Raw genomic sequence first — 16,546 nt, 5'->3', positions numbered from 1 at the left:
TTGCATTCATCCTCATTTGCCTGCCTGTATGGCCCGTTACGTGTCGAACGCCGCATTTTCGTCCTTGCCTACCCCTGAACCGCTGCAATGCGGCCGCTTCACGCTGACCTTCGAACGGCCGTTGGTGATGGGCATTCTGAACGTCACGCCCGACTCCTTCTCCGATGGCGGCAAGTTCGCGATGCGCGGCGATGCGCTGCGCCAGGCCGAGCGGATGATGGTCGATGGCGCGGACATCATCGACATCGGCGGCGAATCGACGCGCCCCGGCGCGCCGCCGGTGCCGCTCGACGAAGAGCTGGAGCGGGTGATCCCGCTCATCGAACAATTGCGTGGCGCCCAGGTGCCGCTCTCCGTCGATACCTACAAGCCCGAGGTCATGCGTCACGCGCTGGCCGCCGGCGCGGACCTGATCAACGATATCTGGGGCTTTCGCCTGCCCGGCGCGATCGACGCCGTGCGCGACAGTCAATGTGGCCTGTGCGTGATGCATATGCTCGGCGAGCCGCAGACCATGCAGGTGGGCGAGCCGGCCTATCAGGACGTGGTGAGCGAAGTGCGGGCGTTTCTGGAAGAGCGGGTGGCGGCGCTCACCCAGGCGGGGGTCGCGAAACGGCGTATCAGCGTCGACCCCGGCTTTGGATTTGGCAAGGCAACGGTTGAACACAACTACGCCTTGCTTGCCCACTTGCCTGAAACTGCGCCACATGGCGAACCGCCGTTTCCGATTCTGGCGGGCATGTCGCGCAAGTCGATGCTGGGCGCGGTCACTGGCCGTGCCGCCCCCGAGCGGCTGGCGGCGAGCATCGCGGCGGCGGTCTGTGCCGCTGAGCGCGGCGCTGCCATACTGCGTGTCCACGATGTCGCGCAAACGGTTGATGCATTAAAAGTTTGGGCAGCCATGCACGACGCAACCCGTCGCGGCTGACCCTTGGAAGAGAGAGGAAAACTACACAATGGCACGTCGCTTTTTTGGTACCGATGGCATTCGGGGTAAGGTCGGCGAAGCGCCGATTACGCCCGACTTCGTATTGCGGCTCGGTTACGCCGCCGGCAAGGTGTTGGCGGGCGGCGACCGCTGGGTCCATAGCGGCCAGCGTCCCACGGTCCTGATCGGCAAGGACACGCGGGTTTCGGGCTACATGCTCGAAGCCGCGCTCGAGTCGGGGTTTTCCGCCGCGGGCGTCGACGTCATGCTGGCCGGCCCGATGCCCACGCCGGGCATCGCCTATCTCACGCGCGCATTGCGGCTCGCCGCCGGCGTGGTGATCAGCGCGTCGCACAACGCGTACTACGACAACGGTATCAAGTTCTTTTCGGCGCACGGCGACAAGCTGCCCGACGAAGTCGAGCTGAAGATCGAGGAGCAACTGGACCAGCCGCTCGCCTGCGCGGCCTCCGAGCAGCTCGGCAAGGCACGCCGTCTCGACGACGCCGCCGGTCGCTATATCGAGTTCTGCAAGAGCACGTTCCCGGCCGCGTTCGATCTGCGCGGCATGAAGCTGGTGGTCGATTGCGCGCACGGCGCGGCGTACGACATCGCGCCGCACGTGTTCCATGAGCTCGGCGCCGACGTCATCCCCATCGGCGTCGCGCCGAACGGCTTCAACATCAACGACGGCGTGGGCGCTACCGCGCCCGACGCGCTGGTGCGCGCGGTGCGGGCGAATCACGCGGATCTCGGCATTGCGCTCGACGGCGACGCCGACCGTCTGCAGGTGGTCGATTCTGCAGGCCGACTCTACAACGGCGACGAGCTGCTCTATGTGCTGGTCAAGGACCGCATCGAGACCGACGGCAAGGTGGAAGGCGCGGTCGGCACCTTGATGACCAATATGGCGGTGGAAGTGGCGTTGCAGCGTGCCGGCGTGCAGTTCGTGCGCGCGGCGGTCGGCGACCGCTACGTGCTCGAGCAACTGCGCGAGCACGGCTGGCAGCTCGGCGCGGAGGGCTCCGGACACATTCTCTCGCTCGACCGCCATTCGACCGGCGACGGCATCGTCTCGTCGCTGCTGGTGCTGGCCGCGATGAAGCGCAGCGGCAAGACGCTGGCGCAGCTTCTCGAAGGCGTCACGCTGTTCCCGCAAAAGCTGATCAACGTGCGCATGCAGGCGGGTGCCGACTGGAAGGGTAACGACGCGATCCGCCGCGCAATCGGCGCAGCCGAGGCGGCGCTGGACGGCCACGGCCGCGTGCTGATCCGCGCGTCCGGCACCGAGCCCGTGCTGCGCGTGATGGTCGAGGCCCAGCGCGTGGATGACGCGGTCCATCATGCCGAGGCGATCGCCGGCGTGGTCAAGCAGGAGACGGCTTGATCAGGACCTCAAGCGGGTAGCGGCCTTCGCCGCGGCGAATTGCCGCGGCGGGGCAGCCTGCCCGCATGCTGTCCTCAGGCGCATCGCCTCTTCACGCCGCTTCCAGGACGTAAAGCACTTACAAAACGCTTTCTTTTCTCTGGAATCTCTTCCAGAAGCCCTTCAATTGCGAGCAAACGTTCGCGCCGCGTATTTTTCGCCTACTCTCTACAGACATGGCGAAAGCGTCGTCCAGACAGCTTTCATTCAACCTCCCAGCCTTTCACGACAGTAACCCTACTGTCACGCTTCATTCACGGTTAGTCACGTTACTGTCATAAAGAGACCCTATCCTTCGCGGTGTCGTGTAATCCGCTCACACCCGCTCACACCACTGGAGGTCTCATGAAATTGATGCAAACCGCGTTCGCTGGCCTGGCTGGCGCGCTCTTCGCGATCGCAGCGCAAGCCGCCGACATTACCGGCGCGGGCAGCACCTTTGCAGCACCCATCTATACGAAGTGGGCTGACGCTTATCAAAAGTCGGGCGGCGGTAAGGTCAACTATCAAGGTATCGGTTCGTCGGGCGGCATCAAGCAGATCATCGCCAAGACGGTCGATTTCGCAGGTTCGGACGCTCCGCTGAAGGACGACGAGCTGGCCAAGGACGGCCTGTTCCAGTTCCCGACGGTCGTCGGCGGCGTGGTGCCGGTGGTGAACCTGCCGGGCGTGACCCCGGGCCAACTGGTGCTGTCGGGCGAAGTGCTCGGCGACATCTACCTGGGCAAGATCAAGAAGTGGAACGATCCGGCGATCGCTGCACTGAACCCGAAGGCAAAGCTGCCGGATACGGATATCGCTGTGGTGCGCCGTGCTGACGGTTCGGGCACCAGCTTCATCTGGACGAACTACCTGTCGAAGGTCAACGCAGACTGGAAGTCGAAGGTCGGTGAAGGCGCAACGGTCAGCTGGCCGACGGGTACGGGCGGCAAGGGCAACGACGGCGTCGCAGCCTTCGTGCAACGTCTGCCGGGCGCGATCGGTTACGTCGAATGGGCGTACGCGAAGCAAAACAAGATGGTCTACGTCGACCTGAAGAACTCGGCAGGCAACGTGGTCGAGCCGAAGACGGAAACGTTCAAGGCAGCGGCTGCCGGCGCAGACTGGTCGAAGTCGTTCTACCAGATCCTGACGAACGAACCGGGCAAGGACGCATGGCCGGTCGTCGGCGCAACGTTTGTGCTGCTGCACACGACGCAGGACAAGGCACCGCAAGGCGCCGAAACGCTGAAGTTCTTCGACTGGGCGTTCAAGAACGGTACGTCGGCTGCTGACAGCCTCGACTACATCTCGCTGCCGGAATCGGTTGTGACGGAAATCAAGTCGCAATGGAAAGACAAGGTGAAGGACGCTGCAGGCAAGCCGGTCGCCGAGTAAGCGTTAGCACGTAGCAACAAGCCGCCCCGCCTCATGTGAGGCTGGGCGGCTGTAGTACTGGTTGCATGGCGTCGTGTCATGCAGCGTTTGGTCACAGGTGCATAGGTTCCCATGTCCGACATCCCCCTCGTGTCGAGCACGTCCGGCAGCACGGCGCAGCAGAAAGCGCCGAGTCGCGCCGGCGATGTTATTTTCGGCGGTCTCGCGCGGCTTGCCGCGATCATCACGCTCCTGCTGCTCGGCGGCATCATCGTCTCGCTGATCGTCGCCTCCTGGCCGTCGATCAAGCAATTCGGTCTGAGCTTCCTGTGGACAGCCGACTGGGATCCACCCAGCCAGAAATTCGGCGCGCTGGTGCCGATCTACGGCACGATCGCGACCTCGATCATTGCTCTCGTTATCGCGGTGCCGGTCAGCTTCGGCATCGCACTGTTCCTCACTGAGCTGGCGCCCGCGTGGCTGCGCCGGCCGCTCGGCATCGCCATCGAGCTGCTGGCTGCGATCCCTTCGATCGTCTACGGTATGTGGGGCTTGCTGGTGTTCGCGCCGATCTTCGCGACCTGGTTCGAAAAGCCGCTCGGTACCGTGCTCGGCGGCATTCCGTTCATCGGTGCGTTTTTTCAGGGCCCGCCCATCGGCATCGGCATCCTGTGCGCCGGAGTCATACTTGCCATCATGATCATTCCGTACATCGCCTCGGTGATGCGCGACGTGTTCGAAGTCACGCCGGTCCTGCTGAAGGAATCGGCGTACGGCATCGGCTGCACGACCTGGGAAGTGATGTGGAAGATCGTCCTGCCGTTCACCAGGAGCGGTGTGATCGGCGGCGTCATGCTGGGTCTGGGCCGCGCGCTCGGCGAGACGATGGCGGTGACCTTCGTCATCGGCAACACCAACCTGCTCGATAACGTCTCGCTGTTTTCGCCGGGCAACAGCATTACGTCGGCGCTCGCCAACGAATTCGCGGAAGCGGACCCGGGCCTGCACACGTCGGCGCTGATGGAACTCGGCCTGATCCTGTTTGTGATTACCTTCATCGTGCTCGCGATCTCGAAGATCATGCTGCTTCGCCTCGAAAAAGGGGAGGGCGCGAAATGAGCCAGTCCACCTTGAACATTCCCGGTTCGGACGACGCCGCGGTTCTGGAGGCCATGCGCACCAAGCTGCAGGGCCGCCGGCGCGTGAAGAACGCGATTGCGCTGACGCTCTCGCTCGCGGCCATGGCCTTCGGCCTCATCTGGCTCGTGTGGATTCTCTATACGACGCTGCGCCTCGGTATCGGCGGTCTGTCGATCGAACTGTTCACGCAGTCGACGCCGCCGCCGAACACCGATGGCGGCGGTCTCGCCAACGCCATCGTCGGCAGCCTGATGCTGATCGTGCTGGCGACCTTCGTCGGCACGCCGATCGGCATTCTGGCCGGCGTGTATCTCGCCGAATACGGCCAGAAGGGCTGGCTTGCCAGCGTCACGCGCTTTATCAACGACATTCTGTTGTCGGCGCCGTCGATCGTGGTGGGCCTGTTCGTCTACGCGCTGTTCGTCGCGAAGATGGGGCACTTCAGCGGCTGGGCCGGCGTGTTCGCGCTCGCGCTGCTGCAGATTCCGATTGTGATCCGCACCACCGAAAACATGCTGAAGCTGGTGCCGAACGCCTTGCGTGAAGCCGCTTTCGCACTCGGCACGCCAAAGTGGAAGATGGTGATGTCGATCACGCTGAAGGCCTCGGTGGCCGGCATCATCACCGGCGTGCTGCTCGGTGTCGCGCGGATTGCCGGCGAAACGGCGCCGCTGCTGTTCACCGCGATGTCGAACCAGTTCTTCTCGTGGAACATGAATCAGCCGGTCGCAAACCTGCCGGTCACGATCTATCAGTTTGCGATGAGCGCCTTCCCGCAGTGGCAATCGCTTGCCTGGGCCGGCGTGTTCCTGATCACGCTCGGGGTGCTGGGATTGAATATCCTCGCGCGCACGATCTTTTCGAAAAAGTAAGGGCGGAGTAAATCCGATGAACATGGCAGAAACTCAACTCAATCCGATCGCGCGTCCCACCGCGCCCGCCGGTTTCGACCCCGCCCAGGGCGACAGTGCCCAAGCGTCGGCGCAGCCGAAGATCGAGGTCAACGACCTCAACTTCTTCTACGGCAAGTACCACGCGCTGAAGAACATCAACCTGCGCATTCCCGAAGGCAAGGTGACCGCGTTCATCGGCCCGTCGGGTTGCGGCAAGTCCACGCTGCTGCGTACTTTCAACAAGATGTACGCGCTCTATCCGGAGCAGCGCGCCGAAGGCGAGATCCTGATGGACGGCGAAAACCTGCTGACCACCAAGCGCGATATTTCGCTGCTGCGCGCGCGGATCGGCATGGTGTTCCAGAAGCCGACCCCGTTCCCGATGTCGATCTACGACAACATTGCGTTCGGCGTGAAGATGTTCGAAACGCTGCCGCGCTCGGAAATGGACGACCGCGTCGAATGGGCGCTGACCAAGGCCGCGCTGTGGAACGAAGTGAAGGACAAGCTCGGCCAGAGCGGCTACGGTCTCTCGGGCGGCCAGCAGCAGCGCCTGTGCATTGCGCGCGGCATTGCGATCCGTCCGGAAGTGCTGTTGCTCGACGAACCGTGTTCGGCGCTCGACCCGATTTCCACGGGACGTATCGAAGAGCTGATCGCCGAACTGAAGAGCGACTACACCGTGGTGATCGTTACCCACAACATGCAACAGGCCGCACGGTGTTCGGACTACACTGCCTACATGTACCTCGGCGAGCTGATCGAATTCGGTGACACCGAAAAGATCTTTATCAAGCCGGTCCGCAAGGAAACTGAGGACTACATTACCGGCCGCTTCGGTTAACTCCGGCGAGCACCATAAGGGAGCACGACATGTCCGACAAACACCTCTCAAGCCAGTTCGACGCCGACCTGAATCTCGTTTCGTCCAAGGTCCTCGAAATGGGCGGCCTCGTGGAATCGCAGATCGTCAATGCGATGAACGCGCTCAATAACTTCGATCTGGACATGTGCGAGCAGGTGATTACCGCCGAAGATCGCCTGAACAAGATGGAAGTCGATATCGACGAAGAGTGCAGCAACATCATCGCGCGCCGCCAGCCGGCCGCGCGCGACCTGCGCCTCCTGATCGCGATCTCGAAGACCATCACGAATCTCGAACGCGCCGGTGACGAAGCCGAGAAGATCGCGAAGCGCACCAAGCGTCTGATGGAAGACGGCGCGTCGCGCACCATCAATATCGCCGAGATCAAGCTGTCCGGCGAGATGGCGGTGTCGATCCTGCGCCGTGCGCTCGACGCGTTCGCGCGTCTCGATACCGTGGCGGCCGCGCAGATCGTGCGCGACGACAAGGCGATCGACGAGGAATTCCGTGCCTTCGTGCGCAAGCTGATTTCGTACATGACTGAAGATCCGCGCTCGATTTCGGTGGGCCTCGATTTCCTCTTCATCGCCAAGGCGATCGAGCGGATCGGCGACCACGCGAAGAACATCGCTGAGTTCATCATCTACATCGTCAAGGGGACCGACGTGCGCCACAAGTCGCGCGACGCTCTCGAACGCGAAGCACTTAGTTAACCCCTGCATAAAGGTCAAGAGGTGCCGATGCCCAGCAGCATTCTCGTCATCGAAGATGAGCCCGCCATTTCCGAACTGATTTCGGTCAACCTGCAGCACGCAGGCCATTGCCCGATCCGCGCGTATAACGCGGAGCAGGCGCAGAACCTGATCAGCGATGTGTTGCCCGACCTCGTCCTGCTCGACTGGATGCTGCCGGGCAAGTCGGGCATCGCGTTCGCCCGCGACCTGCGCAACAACGAGCGGACCAAGCACATTCCGATCATCATGCTCACCGCGCGCGGCGACGAGCAGGACAAGGTGCTCGGCCTCGAGATCGGTGCGGACGACTACGTCACCAAGCCGTTCTCGCCGAAAGAGCTGATGGCGCGCATCAAGGCGGTGTTGCGCCGCCGCGCGCCGCAGCTGACTGAGGACGTGGTCGCGATCAACGGCCTGAAGCTCGATCCGGCCACGCATCGGGTGGCGGCGCATGCGGAAGGCAGCGAGATCAAGCTCGATCTCGGGCCGACCGAATTCCGTCTGCTGCACTTCTTCATGACCCATCCGGAGCGCGTGCATAGCCGCACGCAGTTGCTCGATCAGGTATGGGGCGACCACGTGTTCGTCGAAGAGCGCACGGTGGACGTTCATATCAAGCGTCTGCGTGCCGCGCTCAAGCCGGCAGGGTGCGATGCTATGATTGAGACGGTGCGGGGCAGCGGTTACCGGCTCGCGAAGAGCGCGTAATACGGCTGGGTGAGTGGATAGGCCTGGCGCGCGTCCGGCCCGTCTTCATCACGGCTAGCGCCGTTTGTACTCCCGCGCCGCGAGATGCCATCGCGGCGCGTATTGTCTTCTCTTCGATCGCTAGAACATGAACATCATCTGGGCGCGTTCCATTGTGTCGGTCGTGCTGCTTGCTGTTCTGTGCGCGTTGCTTGGCGTGTTCGTCAACGTCAGGGCTGCACTGATCGTGGCGATCGTCGTGCTGCTCGCGCAGAGCGTCTTTAGCACCTTCCACAAACAGCGTCTGTGGCGTCTGCTCGATGCGCCGGTCTACGGCGAAGTGCCGAGCGCGCCGGGTATCTGGGGCGAAATCTACTACCGGCTGCACAAGCTCGCGAAGCGCTGGCACGCCCAGGTGCGCCAGGTCGAGCAGCAGCACTCGCGTTTCATTCAGGCCATCCAGGCATCGCCGAACGGCGTCGCGATGCTCGACGATCACGATCAGATCGAATGGTGCAACTCGATCTCCGAAGTGCACTTCGGCCTCGATGCGAAGCGCGACCTGCGCCAGCACATCACCCACCTCGTGCGTCAGCCCGACTTCGTCCGCTATCTGAATTCGCATCATTACGAAGAGATGCTGATCATGCGCGGGATGGGCGAGAAGCGCCAGAACGTGCTGTCGGTACAGGTGTTTCCGTATGGCGAAAACCGCAAGCTGGTGCTCTCGCAGGACATCACCGAACTCGAGCGTACCGACGCGATGCGGCGCGACTTCGTGGCCAACGTGTCGCATGAACTGAAGACGCCGCTCACGGTGCTGTCGGGTTTTCTGGAGACGATGCGCGAGTTGCCGTTGAGCGAAGCCGAACGTGCCCGCTACCTCGAATTGATGGAACAGCAGGCGGCGCGCATGCGGCATATCGTCAACGATCTGCTGGTGCTCGCCAAGCTCGAAGGCGACAACAAGCCGCCGAGCGAGCAGATGATCGACATGCGCGCGGTGCTGCGGCATCTGCGCGACGACTCGGCGAGCCTGTCCAGCGATCACCATTGCATCACCTTCGATGCGGACGAGGGACTTACCGTCACTGGCGTCGAAACCGAAATCCTGAGCGCGCTCGGCAACCTCGTGACCAATGCGATCCGCTACACGCCGGACGGCGGCAAGATTCACGTGACGTGGCAGGCCAATGGCGGCAGCGCGGTCTTTTCCGTGACCGATAGCGGCCTCGGCATCCCCGCCGCGGATATTCCCAGGCTCACCGAACGGTTTTACCGGGTGGACCGCAGCCGCTCGCGCGACACCGGCGGCACGGGCCTCGGCCTCGCGATCGTCAAGCACGTGCTGCAGCGGCACGACGCACAGCTTGAAGTGAAGAGCGAAGAAGGGCGCGGCAGCACCTTCACCGTGCGCTTCCCGGTGTCGCGCACGGCGCGGCGCCAGCCCGCACCGGCCTGAGGCTCAGGAACAGAACTTCCCCAGCAGACTCATCTGCGCATTGCGCGACGACTTGCCCGGCCGACGGCGGCGGTAGTGGCCGTCGCTTTGCATGAGCCACGCCGATTGATTGTCGCCGAGGAAGGCCGACAGACCCTCGGCGATCACGCGGCGCTTCAGGCGGCGATTGTTGATCGGAAACGCCACTTCGACACGCCGGAAGAAATTGCGGTCCATCCAGTCGGCGCTGGACAGATACACGTTTTCCTTGCCCTCGTTGTAGAAGTAGAAAATCCGGTGGTGTTCGAGGAAGCGCCCGACGATCGAGCGTACCGTAATGTTCTCCGAGAGCCCCGGCACGCCAGGTTGCAGCGAACACACGCCGCGCACGATCAGATCGATCTTCACGCCCGCCATCGATGCTTCGTACAACTCGGCAATCACGGTCGGTTCGAGCAGCGCATTCATCTTGGCGACGATGCGCGCCTTCTTGCCGGCGCGCGCATGCTCCGCCTCGGCGCGAATCGCTTCGATGAGCTTCGGATGCAGCGTGAACGGCGACTGCCACAGCTCGTGCAGCTTCAGTTCGCCGCCGATGCCGGTCAACTGCTGGAACACGTGGTGGACGTCTTCGCAGATATTCTGGTCCGACGTCATCAGGCCGAAGTCGCTGTAGAGGCGCGCAGTGCGCGGATGATAGTTGCCGGTGCCGAGGTGGGCGTAACGCTTGAGCGTCGTCTTGCCGTTGTGCGACACGCGCCGCACGATCAGCATCATCTTCGCGTGGCACTTGTGGCCCACCACGCCGTACACGACGTGCGCGCCCACGGCTTCCAGTTGCGCCGCCCAGTTGATATTGGTTTCTTCGTCGAAGCGCGCGAGTAGCTCCACCACCACGGTGACTTCCTTGCCGTTGCGCGCGGCCTGCATCAGCGCGTCCATCAGCGGGGAGTCAGTGCCGGTGCGATAGATGGTCTGCTTGATCGCCATCACGTTCGGGTCTTTGGCCGCCTGCAACAGCAGTTCGAGCACCGGCTGGAAGCTTTCGTACGGATGATGCAGCAGCACGTCGCCTTGATCGATCACGTCGAACAGGCTCGCGCTATTGGCGATCTGCGGCGGGATGGACGGAATGTGCGGGACGAATTTCAGATCGGGCCGGTCCACCATCTCCGGCAACTGCATGAGCCGCACCAGATTGACGGGGCCGTCGACGAAGTAGCAGTCCTTGTCGGACAGGCTGCTTTCGTCGAGCAGGCGCTGCACCAGATGCGCAGGCGTATCCGCCGACACTTCGAGGCGCACGGCGTTGCCCAGATGCCGCGCCGGCAATTCGCCTTGCAGCGCGACGCGCAGATTGGTGATTTCGTCTTCGTCGACGAACAGTTCGCTATTGCGCGTGATGCGGAACTGGTTGCAGCTACGCACCACCAGATTGGGAAACAGCTCGCCCACAAAGCGCTGCAGCAGCGAGCTCAGCAGCACGAAGCCGTGCGGATAGCCCGACAGTTCCTGCGGCATGCGCACGAGCCGCGGCAGGGCACGCGGTGCCTGCACGATGCCCATCAGCGCCTGGCGGCCGAAGGCATCCTTGCCTTCCAGTTCGACGACAAAGTTCAGGCTCTTGTTGAGCACGCGCGGAAACGGATGCGCGGGGTCGAGGCCGATCGGCGTCAGGACCGGCAGCAGTTCGTCGAAGAAGTAATTGCGCGCCCATTCGGTCTGCGCTTCGTTCCATGCTTCCGTGCCGTGAAAATAAATCCCTTCCTGTTCAAGCGCGGAGAGTACTGTGTCGTGCAGCATGCGGTACTGGCGATGCACGAGCTTCTGCGCACGCTCGACCACGAGGTCGTAGACGTGCTGCAGCGACATGCCGTCCGGCGACAGCGCACCCGGGTTGTCGCGCATCTGCTCCTGCAGCCCGGCCATGCGGACTTCGAAGAATTCGTCGAGATTGCTGCTGGTGATGCAGATGAAACGGAGGCGTTCGAGCAAGGGGACGGCGGGATCGGCGGCTTGCGCCAGCACGCGCTCGTTAAAACCCAGGATGCCCAGTTCGCGATTCAACAGAGGGTAGCGGGTGGACATCGGCAGCGAGAATGGAAGGTCAGGTAGGGACGGCGAAAGACGCTCGGAAATTCTCACAGTATGATGACGCTCTTATGACAATCGATTGATTATAAACTTACGCTGTATCGGTCTTGTGTCGTAAATATGACGCAATGAATATGGGACCATATGGGACCATAACGCAGGCATTCACCGTGAAGGTTACAACGTGAGGTCCGGTACGCTTAAAATGGTGGCTTTGAACGGCGGAGCCGGCAACAAGCAGGCTGCGCTAGCGCGTATGGAGTCCGCTCAATCGATGGTCAACACTCCACAACTTCTCGCTGCCGTCGACCTTGGCTCGAACAGTTTTCGTCTGATCGTGGGCCGGGTCGAAGAAACCGATGCCGGCAGCCAGATCTACCAGGTCGATGCGCTGCGCGAGCCCGTGCGGCTGGCCGCAGGCCTGTCGAGCGACAAGATGCTCGACCGCGCCTCGCAGGTGCGCGGCTGGGACGCGCTCAAACGCTTCGGCGAACGGCTGCGCGATTTCCACCCCGATCACGTGCGGGCGGTGGCCACCAACACCTTGCGGATTGCCAAGAACGCCGGCGAATTCCTCGGCGAGGCGCAGGCGGCACTGGGCTTCCCGATCGAAGTGATTGCCGGGCGCGAAGAGGCTCGTCTGATCTATGCGGGCGCGGCGCACTCGGTGCCTGCGAGTCCGGGCAAGCGCCTCGTGGTCGATATCGGCGGTGGCTCGACCGAGTTCATCATCGGCTCGCACTACACCCCCATCAAGATGGAAAGCCTGTATATCGGCTGCGTGAGCCATAGCCGGGCCTTCTTCCCGGCGGGCAACGTGGACGAATACACGATGCGTCAGGCCGAGCTCGCCGCCGGCCGCGAAATCCAGATCATTTCCAACGAGTACAAGAAGACCGGCTGGGAACAGGCGATCGGCTCGTCGGGCACTGCTCGCGCGCTCGCGGAACTGGTCGAAGCGAACGGCTTCAACGACCCGGGCATCACCCACGGTATTTCGCGTGGCGGCCTCGAACGCCTGAAGCGGGCGTTGATCAAGGCGGAGAACGTCAACCGCCTGAAACTGGTGGCGCTGAAGAGCGACCGGATTCCGGTGCTGGCGGGCGGTCTGTCCATCATGCTCGCGGTGTTCGACGAACTGGGCGTGGACTATGTCGACACCACCGACGGCGCCTTGCGTCTCGGCGTGCTGTACGACCTGCTCGGCCGTTCGCAGCACGAAGACATGCGCACGGTCACGGTGGAAGGCTTCATGCGCCGCTACGGCGTGGATCGCGCGCAGGCGGGCCGCATCGGCGAACTGGCGGTGAGCTTCTACGATCAGTTCGGCGAACCGGATACGGAGCGGCGTGTCGAGAATCGCATGTTCCTGAGCTGGGCGGCCTCGCTGCATGAAATCGGTCTGTCGATCTCGCATAGCGCGTATCACAAGCACTCGGCCTATATCGCGAGCAACGCCGACATGCCGGGCTTTTCGCGCACCGACCAGGCGCGTCTAGCGGCGCTCGTGCTGGGGCATGCGGGCAAGCTCGGCAAGCTGTCGCAAACGCGTGAAGTGGAATGGCCGCTGCTGTTCTGCTTGCGCCTCGCCGCACTGCTGTGCCGGCGTCGTGCGGATGTCGGATTGCCGGGTATCGCGGTGGCGCGCGTCAACAACGGCTACGAAGTGCGTCTGCCGAAGGAGTGGGTGGGCAACAATCCGCTGACCGACTACAGCCTGATTCAGGAAGCGGCTGAATGGGAGAAGGTGGGCATTCCCTATCGCGTCGTTTATACGGACGACTGACGATACGCGCGAAGCGAGGTTCGATGCGTGTGCGATGGGCACTGCGTCGGGCGTCACGCTCCACAAAGCGATCAGCAAACAGCCCGGCGGAGCGCATGCTCTGCCGGGCTGTTTCCGTTTTGCACCTACCCCGTAGTGTTCTGCTTAACCCGGCAAGGCATCGCCGAGGAAGTGGCGTGCATAGCGCGCGTTGATTTCGGACAGTCGCAGCAGCGTCAGAAAGTCAGCCGTGTTGAAGTCGGGATCCCAGGCCGGTGCGCCGCAGATTTTCGCACCGAGCCGCAGATAACCTTTGACGAGCGGCGGCGGCGCCACCTGGGCGCCGGTTTGCAGTTCGTCGACCGGCAGCGGCGTGTGCGCGAAGGCGCGGTACTCCTGCGCGGTCATCGCGCTATCGCGCAGCGCGCAGTACAGATTCGCCGCGTAGTGACCACCGTCGGCCATCGCTACGCTCGCGCAGCCGAGCATCGTTTCGTAGCCGTTGTGCAACATGTACGACGCGAGGCCGCCCCACAGCGACATGATCACGGCGCCGCTGCGGTAATCCGGATGCACGCACGAGCGGCCCACTTCGACCATCTTCGGGCGCAGATGCGTGAGACGCGAGACGTCGAACTCGCTTTCGGCATACAGACGGCCGATGCGCGCCGCCTGGTGCGGCGGCAGCGCACGATAGGTGCCGACCACCTTGAGCGTATCGAGATCGCGTACCAGCAGGTGGTCGCAATAGTGATCGAAAGCGTCGACGTCGAGACCCGCGGGGCCGGTCAGGCGCGCGCCCATTTCGTCGGCGAACACCCGGTAGCGCAGATGCTGCGCTTCGCGAAGCTCTTCATCTGTGCGTGCCCAGGCCACTTGCAGCCGGTGTTGCGCGGTGACGGTTTCCTCGGCGCGCGGCAGACGACGGCGCGTCTCGAGGTTCGAAGCGAGCGGCAGGGAAGACGTCGGCAGATCTTGCATGTGGGCGTTCCTTGTCGAAAAAGAGTTTTTCGCTTTTTCGCCAATGTAGTAACGCCCGGTGACGCTCGCATGGCAGCGTCGTGACTATTGGGTGACAGTCCGTAAGGTCCCCCCTTTATTTGCGTTTCGGTGTTTTACAAAAGATCGGGGCTGATCGCCGCGCGCAGCACCACCTGCTCGTCGCCGTCGCGCTCGCGGCTAGCCAGCCACCAGACGCCTGCCTTCTTGAGCGGCCAGCTTGTGTCGCTTTGGGCAAGCAGTTGCGCCGCGACGTGACCGAGGGTCGGCTGATGGCCGACTACCACCACCGTCGGTGCAATGCCTTCGGGCCAGCCGGCGGCGCCGAGCACGTCAGCCGCACTGGCGCCGGGCGCGAGTTCGCGCACCACGCGGTATTGATCGGTCAGGCTTTCGACGGTCTGGATGGTGCGCACGGCGGGGCTGGCCAGGATCACGGCGTCGTCGTCGAGCCGCGCGCGCAGCCACTTCGCCACGGCTTGCGCCTGTTTGCGGCCGCGCACGGTCAACTGGCGGGCCAGGTCGCTCGGGGCGATCTCTTCGGCTTCGGCGTGGCGCCAGAGGATCAGATTCATGTTTGTCTCCCAGGTCTTGAGCGGCGCAACACGCGCGACGCTGTGTTGTACCACTGTCGCACGGCGGGGCGCGTGACAGCAAGGCAAGGAGGCAACGGGGAGGCGGCTTGAGCGCAGTCGGCTCCGCTCAGGAGAGTGTCAGATTAACAACGCAACACATGACGAGCAGCAGTAAGGCATAGGTAACGGCGATATCAAACGGATAGCGCATGGCGTGACTCGACGGAATTTTGCCAGCAGTCATCTTAGATAGCCGCATTCCGCAGCAACGTTACCCAGCCAACAGTTCGCAAAAAGACGTGCGCGGCTCAGGACGTTTTCTGGCGTTTGACGCGCGTCGTGGAGATGTCCAGCGACATGAACGATGGATTCGCGGCGTCGGGCGACGGCTGTCGGGCGTCGAAGGCGTCGAGCTGACGCAGCAGCCGATCCAGTGCGTCCAACTGGGCGCGGGTCAGATGAGCGGCGTCGAGAAGCTGGTTGAGCCGGCGCCGCCAGTAGCCGGACGACAGGATCGATCCGCCGCGGCCCTCGGCCAGCGCTGCCGGCATCACGCATGCGATGTGCGCGATGTCCTTGTCAAGGAACAGAACCATGTGTGCGCCCTCCCGATTTTGCCTTTGATCCATGTGCGAAACACCACGTACGTTCCGTGGCCGGCTAGCGGGCGGCCGCGCCTGCGGCTGGCAACGATCGACGGCCCGGTACGGGGATGCTATGACGAGCTGAGGAAGCGGACTGTCAACAATGGTCAGGCGCCGGCCGGCGGACCCTGGCAAAGTGAGGCCGGCGGCGCACGGCCTGTCCCGTAATTGTGATGTTTTTGACAACAGTGTTTTCAATATCTAGGTATTTACCCTAGGTCTTCCCAGCCATACACTGTCTTCATCGGTCGTACATCCCAGTGGTTGTAGCGCCGCACAAAACAATTTTCGGAGGTAGTCGTCATGAAGTCGTTTATCGAAGCTGCTGTTATTGCCGCCCTGATCGCCGCACCGCTCGCCGCGTTTGCGCAGTCGAGCCAACCGTTGACCCGCGCTGAAGTGCGCGCCGACCTGGTTCAGGTCGAAAAGGCCGGCTACAACCCGAACGACTGGATTCACTACCCCGACAACATTCAGGCTGCGGAAGCCCGCGTCGCCGCCGAAAAGGGCGCCGCGCAGGCTGATGCAACCGGCTATGGCTCGGGCAGCAACGGTTCGTCGCAAGCCGGCCAGCGCGCCAGCTCGGCAGTGAGCACGTACTCGGCCCCGGTGGCGATCTACGGTCACTAAGTAAGCCGCGCGGATAGCGTGGCGGGAAGATTGTCGCGTGGCGTCCTTCGGGGCGCTCGCGAGTAACAGGCAGGTCGGCTCTCGCAGGAGAGGCTGGCCTGTTTTGCCACTCGGGTATCGCCGTGCGGCGCGCAGGTTGTTGTGGGTCGGAGTTGTAATTGAACGCCGCTGCGGCTGAGCGCAGCACCTGAGAAGAGGCCGCCATGGACGCGACTGTTTTGGCCACCGCAGTGGGATGTTGTGTGTTGCTGTTCGCCGTGATTTTCGCCGTCGGCCACTACCGGCGCGAGTCTGCGCGCAAGCGGGTGATTTGCGAAATGCAGCGTCGTCGTCTTTACGAGTTCAGCCGGCCGAAACACTGAGCCGGTT

At 62.9% G+C, this 16,546-nt stretch carries 16 protein-coding genes; 12 read left to right on the top strand and 4 right to left on the bottom strand.

Features of this window, described 5'->3' with window-relative positions; all coding sequences use genetic code 11:
- Nucleotides 1–28 precede the first annotated feature (28 nt).
- From folP to phoR, 9 genes are all read left to right on the top strand, one after another.
- Nucleotides 29–928, top strand: a complete 900-nt coding sequence (gene folP / locus BUS12_RS25740; RefSeq protein WP_074300246.1) for a dihydropteroate synthase — start codon at nt 29–31, stop codon at nt 926–928.
- Nucleotides 929–956: 28 nt separating this feature from the next.
- On the top strand, nt 957–2,315 hold the full coding sequence (glmM, locus tag BUS12_RS25735; RefSeq protein WP_074300245.1) for a phosphoglucosamine mutase: 1,359 nt from the start codon (nt 957–959) through the stop codon (nt 2,313–2,315).
- A gap of 384 nt (nt 2,316–2,699) precedes the next feature.
- Nucleotides 2,700–3,731: a phosphate ABC transporter substrate-binding protein PstS gene (gene pstS, locus BUS12_RS25730; RefSeq protein WP_074300244.1), complete on the top strand. Its 1,032-nt coding sequence runs from the start codon at nt 2,700–2,702 to the stop codon at nt 3,729–3,731.
- Between the two features lie 111 nt (nt 3,732–3,842).
- Entirely contained in the window at nt 3,843–4,829 is a 987-nt protein-coding gene (gene pstC / locus BUS12_RS25725) for a phosphate ABC transporter permease PstC (protein WP_074300243.1), read from the top strand.
- Nucleotides 4,826–5,722 carry a phosphate ABC transporter permease PstA gene (pstA, locus tag BUS12_RS25720; protein ID WP_074300242.1) on the top strand — a complete coding sequence of 299 codons (897 nt, stop codon included), beginning with the start codon at nt 4,826–4,828 and terminating at the stop codon, nt 5,720–5,722. The genes pstC and pstA overlap by 4 nt, the downstream gene beginning before the upstream one ends.
- A 16-nt stretch (nt 5,723–5,738) precedes the next feature.
- Nucleotides 5,739–6,587: a phosphate ABC transporter ATP-binding protein PstB gene (pstB, locus tag BUS12_RS25715; RefSeq protein ID WP_074300241.1), complete on the top strand. Its 849-nt coding sequence runs from the start codon at nt 5,739–5,741 to the stop codon at nt 6,585–6,587.
- Between the two features lie 29 nt (nt 6,588–6,616).
- Complete coding sequence (gene phoU, locus BUS12_RS25710) at nt 6,617–7,321, top strand: phosphate signaling complex protein PhoU (RefSeq protein WP_074300240.1); 705 nt, start codon at nt 6,617–6,619, stop codon at nt 7,319–7,321.
- A 27-nt stretch (nt 7,322–7,348) separates the two neighbouring features.
- Nucleotides 7,349–8,050 (top strand): phosphate regulon transcriptional regulator PhoB, encoded by a 702-nt coding sequence (gene phoB / locus BUS12_RS25705; protein WP_006051991.1) that lies wholly within the window; start codon nt 7,349–7,351, stop codon nt 8,048–8,050.
- Between the two features lie 127 nt (nt 8,051–8,177).
- Complete coding sequence (phoR, locus tag BUS12_RS25700; protein WP_074300239.1) at nt 8,178–9,491, top strand: phosphate regulon sensor histidine kinase PhoR; 1,314 nt, start codon at nt 8,178–8,180, stop codon at nt 9,489–9,491.
- 3 nt (nt 9,492–9,494) lie between these two features.
- Here phoR and ppk1 read toward each other — a convergent pair whose 3' ends face one another.
- Complete coding sequence (gene ppk1, locus BUS12_RS25695; protein WP_074300238.1) at nt 9,495–11,558, bottom strand: polyphosphate kinase 1; 2,064 nt, start codon at nt 11,556–11,558, stop codon at nt 9,495–9,497.
- 211 nt (nt 11,559–11,769) lie between these two features.
- Here ppk1 and ppx point away from each other — a divergent pair, with 211 nt between their 5' ends.
- The gene (gene ppx, locus BUS12_RS25690) at nt 11,770–13,350 is read left to right on the top strand and encodes an exopolyphosphatase (RefSeq protein WP_253190214.1); all 1,581 of its coding nucleotides are present in this window, start codon (nt 11,770–11,772) and stop codon (nt 13,348–13,350) included.
- A gap of 144 nt (nt 13,351–13,494) precedes the next feature.
- Here the strand turns inward: ppx and BUS12_RS25685 are convergent, their stop codons facing one another.
- The 3 genes from BUS12_RS25685 to BUS12_RS25675 all read right to left on the bottom strand — a co-directional run bounded on the left by BUS12_RS25685 (nt 13,495) and on the right by BUS12_RS25675 (nt 15,532).
- The gene (locus tag BUS12_RS25685) at nt 13,495–14,310 is read right to left on the bottom strand and encodes a GNAT family N-acetyltransferase (protein WP_074300236.1); all 816 of its coding nucleotides are present in this window, start codon (nt 14,308–14,310) and stop codon (nt 13,495–13,497) included.
- Nucleotides 14,311–14,444: 134 nt separating this feature from the next.
- Complete coding sequence (sixA, locus tag BUS12_RS25680; protein WP_074300235.1) at nt 14,445–14,903, bottom strand: phosphohistidine phosphatase SixA; 459 nt, start codon at nt 14,901–14,903, stop codon at nt 14,445–14,447.
- 308 nt (nt 14,904–15,211) lie between these two features.
- A complete protein-coding gene (locus BUS12_RS25675; protein WP_253190213.1) occupies nt 15,212–15,532 on the bottom strand; it encodes a hypothetical protein in 321 nt (106 codons plus the stop codon).
- Between the two features lie 318 nt (nt 15,533–15,850).
- Between BUS12_RS25675 and BUS12_RS25670 the strand changes: the two genes are divergently transcribed.
- Both BUS12_RS25670 and BUS12_RS38950 read left to right on the top strand, forming a co-directional pair.
- Complete coding sequence (locus BUS12_RS25670) at nt 15,851–16,177, top strand: DUF4148 domain-containing protein (protein ID WP_074300233.1); 327 nt, start codon at nt 15,851–15,853, stop codon at nt 16,175–16,177.
- Between the two features lie 203 nt (nt 16,178–16,380).
- Entirely contained in the window at nt 16,381–16,539 is a 159-nt protein-coding gene (locus BUS12_RS38950; RefSeq protein WP_171991717.1) for a hypothetical protein, read from the top strand.
- The last annotated feature ends 7 nt before the right edge of the window (nt 16,540–16,546 follow it).

The organism is Paraburkholderia phenazinium (assembly GCF_900142845.1).
Lineage (GTDB): Bacteria > Pseudomonadota > Gammaproteobacteria > Burkholderiales > Burkholderiaceae > Paraburkholderia > Paraburkholderia phenazinium_A.
Note: the sequence above shows the minus strand (reverse complement) of the source record. Positions and strands in the feature narration are given on the sequence as shown.